The sequence below is a fragment of the Saccharothrix coeruleofusca genome, assembly GCF_017876325.1.
GTDB lineage: Bacteria > Actinomycetota > Actinomycetes > Mycobacteriales > Pseudonocardiaceae > Actinosynnema > Actinosynnema coeruleofuscum.
The window spans coordinates 3,003,669-3,016,418 of record NZ_JAGINV010000001.1; the positions used below are offsets into that span (position 1 = coordinate 3,003,669).

The following is a 12,750-nucleotide window of genomic DNA, read 5'->3' on the forward strand; positions in this document are numbered from 1 at the left end:
TCGATTCGCGGGCGCTGGATGTCGCCGGGACTACTCGCGGACCTGGGCGTTCACCGCCTGCTGCACGTCACCGCTGTCCGCCCCCAGGCTCGCGAGCAGACGCAGCCCGTCCTCGGCGGGGCTGCCGGGAGGCGCGGACAGCACGACCAGTTCCACGCCCGATTCATCCGGCAGCGCGAAGTTCTCCTGGTGCAGTTCCAGCCGCCCGACCAACGGGTGCCGGTAGCGCTTGCGGCCGTGCGTGCGAGCGCGGACGTCCGCGCGCGCCCAGAGGCGGCGGAAGCGCTCGCTGCCCATGGCCAGCTCGCCGACGAGCGAGGTGAGCCGGGGGTCCTCGGGGTACTTGCCCGCGGCCAGGCGCAGGTGCCCGACCGCGTCGAGGGTGCAGTGCTCCCAGTCCGCGTAGAGGCCGTGCGGGCCCTCTTCGAGGAAGACGTGCCGGGCGATGTTCAGGCCCGGTATCGGCTTGCCGAACAGCAGGCGGGCCATGTGGTTGCCCGCGAGCACCTGCAAGCGGTAGTCCATGATCATCGCGGGTGCGCCCGCGACCAGGTCGAGCACGCGCAGCAGCTCCGGCCTGACTCGTCCGCTCGGCACCTTTGCGCGGCGGTGGCGCTGCCGGGAGAGCCGGTGCAGGTGCTCGCGTTCGGTCTCGTCGAGACCGAGAACGCCTGCCAGCGCGTCGAGGACCTGCTCGGAGGGCTGGGTCGCGCGGCCCTGCTCCAAGCGCACGTAGTAGTCGACGCTGACACCGGACAGGTGCGCGACCTCCTCGCGGCGCAGCCCCGCGACCCGGCGACGCCGGTCGGTGGGGATGCCGACCGTCGCCGGGTCGACCCGTGAACGCCTGGTCCGCAGGAAGCCCGCGAGATCGTCCATGCCCACCAGTATGGCCCCGGTGGCGCGGGCGAAGGTGGTCCTGCCATTACCAGGAAGTCCCGTCCGACGGTGGAAGCGTCCCTGAACACCGGGTGCCGCGACGCCCAGGATCGGGAGCACCCGATCTTGAGGAGTTCCCATGAAGGTGCTGATCGTCTACGCCCACCCCGAGCCGAAGTCGCTCAACGGCTCGTTGAAGGACCTCGCGGTGTCCACACTGGAATCCGCCGGGCACGAGGTGCGGGTGAGCGATCTGTACGCGATGAACTGGAAGGCGGTCGTGGACGCCGCGGACTACGGTCCCTACGCTTCGAGCCCGTTGAAGATCAACAGCGACTCGGGCCGGGCCTTCGACGCCGGGGCACTCACCCCGGACGTGCTCGCCGAGCAGGAGAAGCTGCTGTGGGCCGACACGATCATCCTCCAGTTCCCGCTGTGGTGGTACACGATGCCCGCGATCCTCAAGGGCTGGGTGGACCGGGTGTTCACCTGCCACTTCGCCTACGGCGTCGGCGAGCACAGCGACACCCGGTACGGCGAGCGCTTCGGCGAAGGCACCCTGGCGGGTCGGCGGGGCATGCTGGTGGTGACCACCGGCGGCCCGGAGGCGCACTACGCCCCTCGCGGGATCAACGGCCCCATCGACGACCTGCTGTTCCCGATCCAGCACGGCATCCTCTACCACCCCGGCATCGAGGTGCTGCCGCCGTTCGTCCTCTACGCCGTGGACCGGATGACCGCCGACGAGTACGCCGACGCGGCCAAGGCGTGGGAGCAGCGCCTGCTCACCCTGGAGTCGACCGAGCCGATCGCGTTCCGGCGGCAGAACTCCGGTGACTACGAGATCCCCTCGCTGCAGCTGAAGGAGGGGCTGGAGCCTGCGGGCCGCACGGGTTTCAGGCTGCACGTGCGCGACTGACCGCAGGAGCAGCAGGGAGATCCGGGGTGTCCCGGCGGCGGGTGGTGCCCGCCGCCGGAACCCCGGTCAGCAGGGCTTGCGGAGGATGGCCCCGGAGGTGCCCGCCAGCGAGACCGAGGAGACCGTCGCGCCGCGCTCGTCGACCTGCCCCTGCTCCAGCCGCACGGTGGTCGGCGGGCTGTCCGTGCGGTTGGCGTTGACCAGGACCGTGCCGCAGGAGAAGTCGCGGCGGAAGACGTTCGCGGCCACCGACCGGTAGGGCCCGGTCGGCGTGCCGAGGTCCCAGTCGTACTCGGCGTGCCACGGCGAGGGGTCGCCGTAGCCGTCGGTCCGCTCCACGCCGGCGATCGCGGTCCGGTCACCGGCGGCCATCAGGTAGCTGGCCAGCGCGTACCGGCGGGGCCGCTCCGCGCCCGCGCTGTGGTGGGGCTGCACCCAGGTGATCTTGCCGCGGGCCTCGTTGGCGGCGATCTGGTCGACCTGCCTGCTCCAGCCCTCGGGGTACTCCGAGAGCAGGTTGGTGTCGTCGAAGGTCAGCCACCACTCGTCGAACCCGCCGTCGAGGTGCTCGGTGTAGGCGTCCCAGGCGCCCGCGTGCAGCCGGGCGTTGGACAGGTTGGCCACCGTCTTCAACCCGGCCGCGGTGAACCGGTCGCGGGTGCCCGCCAGCATCGACTCGTAGGCGTCCTGGAAGGCCGCGTCGGTCGGGTACTTCGCCGGGCAGACCCCTTCGTGGTAGGCGTCGCACGGGAACAGCGCGTTGTCCATCAGCACGCCGTCGAACCCGGCGGCCTTGCTGCTGCCGACCACGTTGGCGGCCCAGGCGTCCTGGTAGGCGGGGTTGCCGACGTCCATCTGCCAGTGCCCGGCGTAGCCGCTGTACTCGAACCGGCGACCGCCCTGGTCGAGCAGGAACCACTCGGGGTGCTCCCGCTCGGCCTGGCAGTACCCGACGCCGGTGGGCAGCTGCGCGTCGTCCACGCCGCCGCGACAGGCGTAGCTGCGGGTGGAGGACAGGTCCTTGTAGACGAACACCTGGACTTCCGGGTTCGCCGCCTTCAGCTTCGGGACCAGCGCGCCTTCCCAGGCGTTGAGCACGATGTAGGCGCGCCTGCGCGCTTCGGTGGCCAGCACCTCGTCCGACACCGGGGTGCCGTTCCAGTGCAGCCAGAAGGACTTCACCGCTCCGCCTCCGCCCGCCGAGGACTCGACGGCGCTGGTCGCGCCCGACGGCGCGGCCAGCAGCGCCGCCGCGACACCGGCCACGACGCTGAGCAGTATGCCGCCCCGGCTGCGGCGCGCAAGCCGGTGGCGGACGCGGTGGCGGCGGTCGAACAGGGCCATTCCGGACTCCCCGGTTTACCGCAGGCGGCACCCACCGGTGCGCGCGACAAAGATGTCGAGCACAACGGGGAATGGGCACGCCTGCCCTCGTACCATTAGCACGGAGATCACCTACCAGCCGGTAGGACAACGTGCGGAGGCAGTAAAACCGGCGCTCTTCAAATAAGTCAAGCAACGTGCGCCACACCACGCGGAAAATGCGCTCCCATATTGATCGAAATCATTCTTGTCAACCGCTGGAGCGATCAGGCGCGAGCCCGTCCCGTCCGGTGGGAGCCGGTCGCGCCGGGGGCTTGGGCGGGCGTCAACCCCGCAGGAAGTCGACGGCCGCGGCCCGGAAGGCCGGGCTGCCCACGACGCCGTGGTCTCCCGGCAGCAGGCGGAGGCGGGCGTCGGGGATGGCGTCGGCGAGGACGTGCGGGCGTTGCGCCAGCGGATCGACGTCACCGGCGATGACGAGGGTCGCAGCGGCGATGGCGGCCAGGTCGATGCGCCCCCGGTGCGCGGAGCGGGCCTGCGCGGCCAGGGAGGGCAGGTCGGCCCCCACCGTCTCGGCGAACGCGCGCATGGCCGCGACCTCGGGCGGCAGGGTGCCGGGGGCGTCGGTGAGGAGGGCCAGGGACAGCACGTCGTTGGGCAGCACGCGGGTGTCGACGCCGCCGAGTTCGACGACTCCGGCGCCGACGCCGCCGATGACCAGCCTGCGCACGGCGGGTTCCTCGGCGGCGGTCAGGAGGGCGACGATCGCGCCCATCGAGTAGCCGACGAGGTCCACGGCGGGCACGCCCAGAGCGGCGATGACCGCGCGCAGGTCGCGGGCCATGCGGCGCTCGCCGTAACGGGCCGGATCGGGCGATTTCCCGGACCGGCCGTGGCCGCGGGCGTCGACCCCCACGACGCCGCGCCCGGCGGCGGTGAAGGCGGCCACCGTGCCGGGGTCGGCCCACTCGACCGCGGTGTTGGCGGCGAAGCCGTGCTGGAGCACGACCGGCACCGGGTCCGGGTCGGTGCCGGGGTCCGGCTCCCAGCGGTGGTAGGCGATCCCGGTGCCGTCGTCGACGACGAGCGTGGCGCTGAGCGGCTGGTCCACGGCGGCTACGGCTTGTCCGCGACCTTGATCGAGCCCTGGATGATCTGGGCCTTGAACCCTTCGAGGATGCCCTGCAGCTTCGCGTCGATCCTGCCACCGGAGGTGGCGTAGCCGACACCGTCGACCTTGAGGTCGAAGACCTTCGGCAGCGAAGCCAGGTCGTTCCTCGCGGCGGCCTTGAAGAAGTCGTAGACCGCCACGTCGACGCGCTTGAGGCTGGACGCGACGATGACGTCCCTGCTGTCCGCCAGCGACGGCTGGTTGTACTGGTCGGCGTCGCACCCGACCGCCAGCACGCCCGCCTGCTTGACCGCGGAGAAGACCCCGATGCCGGAAGCGCCCGCGGCGGGGTAGAGGACGTCCGCGCCCTCGGCGATGAGCCCCTTCGCGGTCTCCAGGCCCTTCGCCGGGTCCTGGAAGCCGCTGAAGTCGGTGGCGGGCGTGATGTACTTCTTGTCGACCACGACCTTCGGCGCGGCGGCCCTCGCGCCCTGGGTGTAACCGGCCTCGAACTTCCGGATCAGCGGGATGTCGACGCCGCCGACGAAACCGACGTGGCACTTCTTGCTCTGGTACGCGGCCACGACGCCCGCCAGGAACGCCCCCTCCTGCTCGGCGAAGACCAGCGGCGTGACGTTGGCCGCGCCCTCCACCGCCGAGTCCACCAGACCGAACCGGACGTCGGGGAACTCCGGCGCGACGACCCGCAGCGCCTCGGTGTAGGCGAAACCGACGCCGACGATCGGGTCGAAGCCCTCGCGCGCGAGCTGGCGCAGCCGGGACTGCTTCACCGACTCGTCCTCGGCCGGGGCGGCGGAGACCTCGCGGGTGTTCTCCTTGCGCACCCCCATGTCCTGAATCGCCCGGTCGAACCCGGCGGCGGCGAGGTCGTTGAACGAGGCGTCACCACGACCACCGATGTCGTAGGCCAAGCCGATCTTCAGCGCGCTCCCGTCCACCTGCTCGCCCTCGGCCTCCCGGCGACCCGCGGCGCTGGTGGTCGCGGCGGCTGGCGCGGCGGGCGGGGTCGCGAACTCGCAACCGGCTCCGACGACGCCGGTCGCCGCGGTGGTGCCGCCGGAGTCCTTCGCGCAGGCGCTCAGCACCATGAGGCCGGTCAGCGCGAGCGCGGCGACAGCGGTGCCGGACACAGGACGACGCACAGTTGGTCTCCCTCCCTGCTCGTCGAGCAGACGACAGCTCCCCCGATGAGCCCCATCAGGGCTTGCGCGACGGACCGTACCTTCCGGCCGCGATCTTGCGTTTCGGCGTTCACCTGCTGGGAACCGGGGGAAACGCCCGCGCTCCGACCGCTCGGTGGAGCCGATCGGGCGCCACCCCGAGCCGTGGCTCCGCGATGAACCGGTGAGCGCCTACTGGGGCACAATGACCGGCCGTGGGTTCTGACTGGTGGTGGTCGTTGTCCCTGCCGCCCGGCTCGTTGACCGCCGACCTGGTCGAAACGGTGCTGGCGCTCGCGGGGAACGCGGGACTGTCACCGCACCGGCCGGACGGGGCGATCAACGGCTTCCAGCGGGAGGGCGACCTACTGCTGCTGGACCACCGCGAACTGGTCGCAGGGTTGACGGCGGGGACGATCGCCACGAACCTGTGGAACTCCGAAGGGGTGGACATCTGGCTGGCGACGGACCCGGAGACGAGCGCCGTCGTCCTGTCGCTGGACTCCTGCTGGACCTGGCGGTCCCCCGTTCCCGAGGCGGAGCCCTACCGGCGGCTGCACGGCGGCCTGACCGAGTTGTGGGTGGCCGTCGCGGAGCGGACGGGAGCGCTGTTCGGGCGGGTCGAGGACGAGTGGTCGCTGGAGCAGGTGTACCCGTCGCTGACCAAGCCCGTCTCCGACGCTCCCCCACCACCCGGCCGCAGGCCCGAGCGGATGGGGTGGTGGACCTACGTCACCGCCGAGCTGTACCGGCGGATGCCGCCGTTGCCGCCGGGGATCGACGCGACGGTCCGCCGCACGGCCAGCGGCGCGGCGGTGATCGCCCTGCTCGACGATCCGGCCGCGGTCGACCCGTTGGCGTTCGAGCGCTTCCACCTGCACCACGGGACGCGGACCCGGCTCGCGGGCATCGACCCACCCGGCGGGTCCCGGCGGTGAGAGGCTTCTCGTTGTCCCGCAAGCCGATACTGCGCATCGGCGACGGCCTCGAGCAGTGCGGTTGCCCTCTGGTCGAACCGGTGACCATCCACCTCGGACGCACTAAGCTGTCGCTGTGGCGCAATCATCGTCGTTCGATCGGATCGCCAAGCAGTACGACAACTCGCGGGGCGGGTTGGAGCGCGGCCAGACCGCCGCGGCCATCATCGCCCGCCACCTGGTGCCCGGTGCGGTGCTTGAGGTCGGCATCGGCACCGGTGCCGTCGCGGCGGGGCTGCGGGAGTTCGGGCACCCCGTGGTCGGCGTCGACATCTCGGCCGAGATGCTGCGCGAAGCGGGCGACCGGTTCCCCGGCGCGGTGGCGCGCGCGGACGCCGTGGCGCTCCCGGTCGCGGACGGCTGCCTGCCCAACGTCGTGTGCGCCCACGTGCTGCACGTGGTGAGCGACATGGGTGCGGCGATCTCGGAGGCCGCCCGCGTGCTGCGCCCCGGCGGTCGGTTGGTCGCTCTGCACGGCAACACGGTCAGCGACCCCGACCCGGTGAGCGAGGCGATGGCTGCGCTGGAACCGCTGCGGGCGCGTCCGGACAGTCCCGAAGGCGTGGCCGCGGCGGCGGCGGCCGCGGGGTTGCGGGTGGTCGCGCAGTCGTGGGCCGGGCCGTACGAGACGGCGTTCAGCCCCGAGGACTTCGCGAAAGCGTTGACCGGCAAGCAGTACCCGTACCTGTGGCGGGTCGACGACGCCACCTGGGTCCGGGTGGTCGAGCCGGTCATCGCGGCGTTGCGGGCGCTGCCCGACCCCCAGCGGGCCAGGCAGCAGTCCTGGCGCGTGCCGCTCACCGTGCTGGTCAAGGGCTGAGGGTCAGCCCTTGACGGTGATCGCCCCCGAGGGGCACAGCGACGCCGCTTCGCGCACGGCGGCCCGCAGCTCCGGCGGCGGTTCCGCGACGAGGAGCACCACGGTGCCCTCCTGCTCGGACTGGGTGAACGCCCCGGCCGCGGCCACCACGCACTGACCGGACGCGACGCACCTGTTCACGTCGACCCGCACCCGCATGTCGTTCCTCCTCACCCGTCCGCGAACCGCACGCGCAGCACGCGCTTGAGCGGCTTGCCGTTGTCGCCCCGCGGCAGCGAGTCGACGACGAAGACGCGCACGGGCACCTCGGCGCCCGTGAGCTCCGACCGCGCGAAGTCCAGCAGGTCCCCCTCCGGCACCGGGGAGTCGAGCACCACCGCCGCGGCCACCAGGTGGCCCGCCTCGATGTCGGGGATGCCGAACGCCGCGGCTTCGACCACGTTCGGGTGCCACAGCAGGGCGTTCTCGACCCGCGCGGAGGACACCAGCGCGCCCGCGGTGCGGATCGCGTCGGGAATCCGGTCGAAGAAGTGGAGGTGGCCGTCCTCGTCCAGCGAGCCGTAGTCGCCCATCCTGGTCCACCCGTCCGCGAACACCTCCCGGTTGCGGTCGGAGTCGCCCAGGTACCAGCGCTGCGGTGCGGTGGTCCGCAGGCGGATCTCGCCGACGACGCCCGGCGGCACCGGTTCGCCGCGCTCGTCGACCACCGAGACCTCGGTGCCCGCCGCGGGCCTGCCCTGGGACGCGGTGCGCGGGAGCCGGTGGTAGGCCGGGTCCGCGTGCTCGTTCCAGGCGGCCAGCGCGTGGTGCACGGACGCGGGCACCGCCTCGGTCGACCCGTAGCCCAGGAGCACCCGCACGTCCGGCAGCGCGCGCGACAGGGCGCTGATCGTCGCCATCGGGACGGCGGTCGAGCCGAGCATCAGGACCCGCAGCGCGCCGAGGTCGCACCGGTTCGGCACGTCGTCGGCGAGCCAGCGCTGGATCGCCCACGGCGACACGACGGCGGCGCCGATCCGCGAGCGGGCGATGGCCCGCGCCGCCGAAGCCGGATCTGGATCGCTGAGCACGTGGGTCTCGCCGGAGGAGGTCAGCGCCAGCATGGTGGCGCTGTGCCCGGCGTTGGTCCCGATCGGCACGGCGCACAGCAGTCGCGGGTTGTCGCCGAGGAACGCGCCGCGCGCCCCGCGGCCGTGGGTCAGGTTGGCATGGCTGACCGCCACCGCCTTGGCCTGCCCGGTCGTGCCGGAGGTGTGCAGGATCTCCGCGATCTCGCGGGGGTCCACCTCGACCGGCAGGCCGAGCGGCTCACCGTCCACTTCGGACGTCAGAGCGGTCCAACCGGGGGAGGTGGGCGGCTGGACCGCTGCGGTGTGGACCAGACCGGTCACGCCGCAGCGGTCAAGCCGCCGCGCCAGCTCCTCCTCCGGCAGGTCGGGTGACAGGGTGACCACCGCGCCGCCCGCGAGGTGCACGCCCATCACCGCCACCACGTGGTCGATCCAGTCGCCGTGCCCGCACAGCACGGCGATCCGGTCACCGGGGCGCACTCCCCTGGCGACCAGTCCGCCCGCGATCCGGGCGGCCCCGCTCGCCCACTGCCCCCTGGTCAGGGCGCGCTCGCCGTCGACGACCAGCGCGACCGAGTCGGGCTGCCGCGCGAGCAGCGAGTGGACGAGCCGGGACATGGTGGCCGTGGTCCGGGCGTGGGTCATCTCCGCTGTCCTCCCCGTCCGACTGGCTGGACGGGAACGACGCTAGGGAGACCGGAGCCGGGCCACCGCCCACAATTGCGCGCGGGTCAGGAGGTGCGGCGCCAGTACACGCCGAACTTGTCGACAGTGACGATCTCCTCGGTGATGCCGTGGGCGTCGCGGTAGTCGTGCACCGCTTCCGCGCACGTGCGCAGGCCGTAGTCGTCGATGATGACGTAACCGCCGACGGACAGCTTGGGGTACAGGTTCTCCAGGACGTCCATGGTGGACTCGTAGAGGTCGCCGTCCAAGCGCAGCACCGCGAGCCGCTCCACCGGGGCGGTGGGCATCGTGTCGCGGAACCAGCCCGGCAGGAACTTCACCGACTCGTCGAGCAGGTCGTAGCGCCGGAAGTTCTCCCGCACCTGCTCCAGGGGGATGCCCAGCACATCGTTGAACTCGTGCATCTTCATCCGGTGGTCGCGCGGCCTGCCCTCGGGGCCGACCTGCGGCATCCCCTGGAACGAGTCCGCCACCCACACCGTCCGGTCGTGCACCCCGTGCGCCTTGAGGACCCCGCGCATGAAGATGCACACGCCGCCGCGCCAGACCCCCGTTTCGATCAGATCGCCGGGCACGTTGTCCGCCAGCACCCGCTCCACGCACTCCTGGACGTTGTCCAACCGCTTCAGCCCCACCATGGTGTGCGCGGTCAGCGGCCAGTCCTCACCGCCTGCGCGGCGGGTCGGGTCGTAGTCCCCGTGCGGCCGCGGGTCGGCGGGCCCGGTGGGGTAGGCGGGGTTCGACGGGTCCTCGTAGATGACGTTGGTCAGCGTCTTCTTGAGCAGGTCCAGGTAGAGCTGCACCCCGTTGTCCATTGGTTTCCTTCCCACGTCGGCGCGCCGACCGCGGCTCGGGGCCGACACGCCGACGGCGGCTTGCTCACTTGCCGGGTTTGGGCGGCGCCTTGAGCGGCACCTCGCTGAGCAGCAGGGTGGCCACCAGGCCGATGGCGGTCAGCACGGCCCCGACCAGGAACACCTGGTGCATCGCGCCCGCCAGCTCGGCCGGTGGCACGGCGGTGGTCCCGTCGGCCTGGACACCGCTGCCCAGGAAGGCGCCGAGCACGGCGATGGACACCGGCGCCGCGACGGTCCGCCAGAACTGGACCAGGCTGGTGCCGACGCCGAGCCGCTCCGGGGGGACGGCGCTCTGCACCACCGTGGTCGCCAGCGGGAACGACACTCCGATGCCGATGCCCACCAGGACCATCGCGACCACCGGCAGCACTCCTCCGCTGCCGGGGTCCACCAGGGTCAGCAGCAGCAGCCCGCCGACCATCGCGGCGAAGGCCGCGGTGCCCAGGAAGCGGTACCTCGGCACCGACGGGAGCAGCTTGCCCACGACCGGCGGGACCAGCATCATCGCGGCCGCGATCGGGATCAGCAGACCGCCGGACGCGGTGGCGCTGACCCCGAGCACGCCCTGGTAGAGCAGGGGGACGTAGAAGGTGGTGGCGGCCATCGCGAACGACGAGAAGAACGCCACCACCGACAGCACCGCGACCTGGTTGACCCGGAACAGGCTGAAGTCCAGCACCGGGTGGGTGGCCACGCGGGTCTCGACCAGGTAGAACAGCACGAGCACGAGCACACCCGCGACCAGCGGCACGAGCACTTCGGGCGCGCCCCAGGAACGCCCCTCCCCCGCCAGGGAGACCGCCGCCAGGAGCGGGCCGATGCCGCACAGCAGCGTGAGCACGCCGAGGAAGTCGATGTCGCGCCAACTGGCCGCCGACCGCGCCAGCGGTATCCCGAGCATGGCGACGAACGCCAGCGCGCACAGCGGGGCGTTGATGTAGAAGATCCACCGCCAGCCGAGGGCGTCGGTGAGCAGGCCGCCCAGCGGCGGCCCGATCACCATGCTGAACCCCGAGGCGCTGAAGAACACGCCCTGCACCTGCGCCCGCCGCTCGGCCGAGTACATCTCCCCCAGCAGGGCGAAGACGTTCGCGGTCAGCACGGCCGCGCCGACGCCCTGCAGGGTGCGGCCCGCGACGAGCACCCCCATGTCCCGCGCCACGGCGGCCAGCAGCGACGAGAGCACGAAGGCCAGCAGGCCCGCGAGGATGAACGGCTTGCGGCCGAACATGTCGCCGAGCTTGCCCGCCACCGGGATGAACGCCGCGGCCACCACGCCGTAGGACACCCCGACCCACGGGTACAGCTCCAGGCCGCCCAGCTCGTCGATGATGTCCGGCATGGCGGTGGCCACGATCATGACGTCCACTGAGGCGAGGACGACCGCGATCAGCGCGCCCGCGGTGGCCATCGAGCGCACCCGCGGCGACAGCGGCCCACCGACCCCCTCCGCTGTCGTGCCCGGTCCGGTCCGCCCCATCGACATCGCCTCCTCAACTGGTGCGCGGGCACGCGGTGCGAACTTCGCGGCGGCCCCCACATGATCACTCAGAGTCACCGGATGGTATACCAGGGTGGTCACCCGGATGAGGAAGTCGGACCTCCTGCCGCGCCCGCGTTCGGCGCGAAGGCCTTTCTCGGGATGTACAAGGGGATTCCGCCGTCGAGGTTGACGCCCTTGTCGATGAAGGCGATGTTGCGGTACACGTGCAGCCCGGCGATGCCCGCCCCCTCGGCGAACCGCTCGCCGCGCAGGGCGGGCGGGTGCTCCTCGTGGTGCAGCGCGTCGACGAGCCGCTTGACCAGTCCCAGGCCGGTTCGCGGTCCGGCGGTGGTGGAGTCGTCGCCGCCGTAGCCCGACAGGTACGAGGTCCACAGATCCTCGATGACGTACAGGCCCCCGGTGCGCACGTGCGGGAACAGCGCGGCGAACGAGGTGAGGATGTGCTCGTTGACGTGGCTCCCGTCGTCGATGACCACGTCGAAGGGGCCGTGGCGGCGCGCGATCTCCGTCAGCGTGGCGGGGTCGTTCTGGTCTCCTCGCAGGGTCGTCACGCGCGGCCTGTCCAACGGCGACTTGTCGAACAGGTCCACGCCGAACACCAGGCCGCGCGCGAAGTAGCGCCGCCACATGTTCAGCGAACCCCCGCCGGACTCGGCCCCCTGGAAGCCCCCGATGCCGATCTCCAGCACCCGCACCGGCTCGTCGCGCAGGCCGCGCAGGTGCCGTTCGTAGTGGGGCGTGAACCAGTGCAGCCCGCCCCACTTGTCCGAGTAGTACCTGGCGGCCAGCGCCCCCAGGTCCGGTGGGCGGGAGTCGATGCCGCTCAGCACCGCCGCGGTGGCCTTCTGCATGGCCAGGACCGATTCCAGCGAGGGCCGGTTCTTGCCGGGGATGTTGGCCACCTCGAAGCGGGACTTGAGCGCCCGCCTGCTCGCGTAGTGCTCGCGCGCGCTGCCGAACAGCTCGCGGACCAGGTCCGCGCAGGAGTACGCGACGCTCTGGGCGATCCGGTCGCCGACCCCCTCCGACACCCGCACCGGCTCGTGCGGCCGCACCGTGAACGTGAACGAGGTCGTCGCGCCGCCGTGCTCGACGTCCAGGCCCACCTCGGTGAGCCGGTCCACGTCCGGCAGGTCGGCGCGGAAGGCGATCTCGTCGACCAGCACCCGGTTCACCCGGTCCGCGCCCAGCTCGGTCACCACCTCGTCCAGCGCGCGGTCCGGTCCGCCCGCGGCGGCGATGAGCCTCTCGAGCTCCTCGGTGTTCAGCAGATCGGTCACGCCGTTCCTCCCCGTACCGCTGTGCTCGCACCAGCCGACGTCCGGCAGGTTAGGCAGCGGTCGGGGGGCGGACTGCTCAAAGCTGAGCGGCGTCGGCACTGCGCCCGATTGAGCAGAACCGGAGCGGGAGCGCGGCGACCAT

At 72.1% G+C, this 12,750-nt stretch carries 12 protein-coding genes; 3 read left to right on the forward strand and 9 right to left on the reverse strand.

Annotated features, from left to right (window positions below):
• Positions 1 to 30 precede the first annotated feature (30 nt).
• Positions 31 to 879 (reverse strand): helix-turn-helix transcriptional regulator, encoded by an 849-nt coding sequence (locus JOF41_RS13785; protein WP_189223388.1) that lies wholly within the window; start codon positions 877 to 879, stop codon positions 31 to 33.
• A 139-nt stretch (positions 880 to 1,018) separates the two neighbouring features.
• Between JOF41_RS13785 and JOF41_RS13790 the strand changes: the two genes are divergently transcribed.
• Positions 1,019 to 1,798, forward strand: coding sequence for an NAD(P)H-dependent oxidoreductase (locus JOF41_RS13790; protein ID WP_189223387.1), 780 nt, complete (start codon positions 1,019 to 1,021; stop codon positions 1,796 to 1,798).
• A gap of 66 nt (positions 1,799 to 1,864) precedes the next feature.
• Here JOF41_RS13790 and JOF41_RS13795 read toward each other — a convergent pair whose 3' ends face one another.
• The 3 genes from JOF41_RS13795 to JOF41_RS13805 all read right to left on the reverse strand — a co-directional run bounded on the left by JOF41_RS13795 (position 1,865) and on the right by JOF41_RS13805 (position 5,383).
• Entirely contained in the window at positions 1,865 to 3,142 is a 1,278-nt protein-coding gene (locus tag JOF41_RS13795) for a putative glycoside hydrolase family 15 protein (protein ID WP_189223386.1), read from the reverse strand.
• Positions 3,143 to 3,446: 304 nt separating this feature from the next.
• Positions 3,447 to 4,232 (reverse strand): alpha/beta fold hydrolase, encoded by a 786-nt coding sequence (locus JOF41_RS13800; protein ID WP_307867406.1) that lies wholly within the window; start codon positions 4,230 to 4,232, stop codon positions 3,447 to 3,449.
• 5 nt (positions 4,233 to 4,237) lie between these two features.
• Entirely contained in the window at positions 4,238 to 5,383 is a 1,146-nt protein-coding gene (locus JOF41_RS13805; protein WP_189223872.1) for a BMP family lipoprotein, read from the reverse strand.
• Between the two features lie 245 nt (positions 5,384 to 5,628).
• Between JOF41_RS13805 and JOF41_RS13810 the strand changes: the two genes are divergently transcribed.
• Both JOF41_RS13810 and JOF41_RS13815 read left to right on the forward strand, forming a co-directional pair.
• On the forward strand, positions 5,629 to 6,351 hold the full coding sequence (locus tag JOF41_RS13810) for a hypothetical protein (RefSeq protein WP_209619309.1): 723 nt from the start codon (positions 5,629 to 5,631) through the stop codon (positions 6,349 to 6,351).
• Between the two features lie 115 nt (positions 6,352 to 6,466).
• Positions 6,467 to 7,210, forward strand: a complete 744-nt coding sequence (locus JOF41_RS13815) for a class I SAM-dependent methyltransferase (RefSeq protein ID WP_189223384.1) — start codon at positions 6,467 to 6,469, stop codon at positions 7,208 to 7,210.
• 3 nt (positions 7,211 to 7,213) lie between these two features.
• Here JOF41_RS13815 and JOF41_RS13820 read toward each other — a convergent pair whose 3' ends face one another.
• The 5 genes from JOF41_RS13820 to JOF41_RS13840 form a co-directional block, all read right to left on the reverse strand.
• Positions 7,214 to 7,408, reverse strand: a complete 195-nt coding sequence (locus JOF41_RS13820) for a ferredoxin (RefSeq protein WP_189223383.1) — start codon at positions 7,406 to 7,408, stop codon at positions 7,214 to 7,216.
• 11 nt (positions 7,409 to 7,419) lie between these two features.
• Positions 7,420 to 8,925: a class I adenylate-forming enzyme family protein gene (locus JOF41_RS13825; RefSeq protein WP_209619314.1), complete on the reverse strand. Its 1,506-nt coding sequence runs from the start codon at positions 8,923 to 8,925 to the stop codon at positions 7,420 to 7,422.
• A gap of 86 nt (positions 8,926 to 9,011) precedes the next feature.
• Complete coding sequence (locus JOF41_RS13830; RefSeq protein ID WP_189223381.1) at positions 9,012 to 9,782, reverse strand: TylF/MycF family methyltransferase; 771 nt, start codon at positions 9,780 to 9,782, stop codon at positions 9,012 to 9,014.
• A 64-nt stretch (positions 9,783 to 9,846) separates the two neighbouring features.
• Complete coding sequence (locus tag JOF41_RS13835; RefSeq protein WP_209619317.1) at positions 9,847 to 11,304, reverse strand: MFS transporter; 1,458 nt, start codon at positions 11,302 to 11,304, stop codon at positions 9,847 to 9,849.
• Between the two features lie 98 nt (positions 11,305 to 11,402).
• Entirely contained in the window at positions 11,403 to 12,608 is a 1,206-nt protein-coding gene (locus JOF41_RS13840) for a class I SAM-dependent methyltransferase (RefSeq protein ID WP_229795527.1), read from the reverse strand.
• Between the last annotated feature and the right edge of the window lie 142 nt (positions 12,609 to 12,750).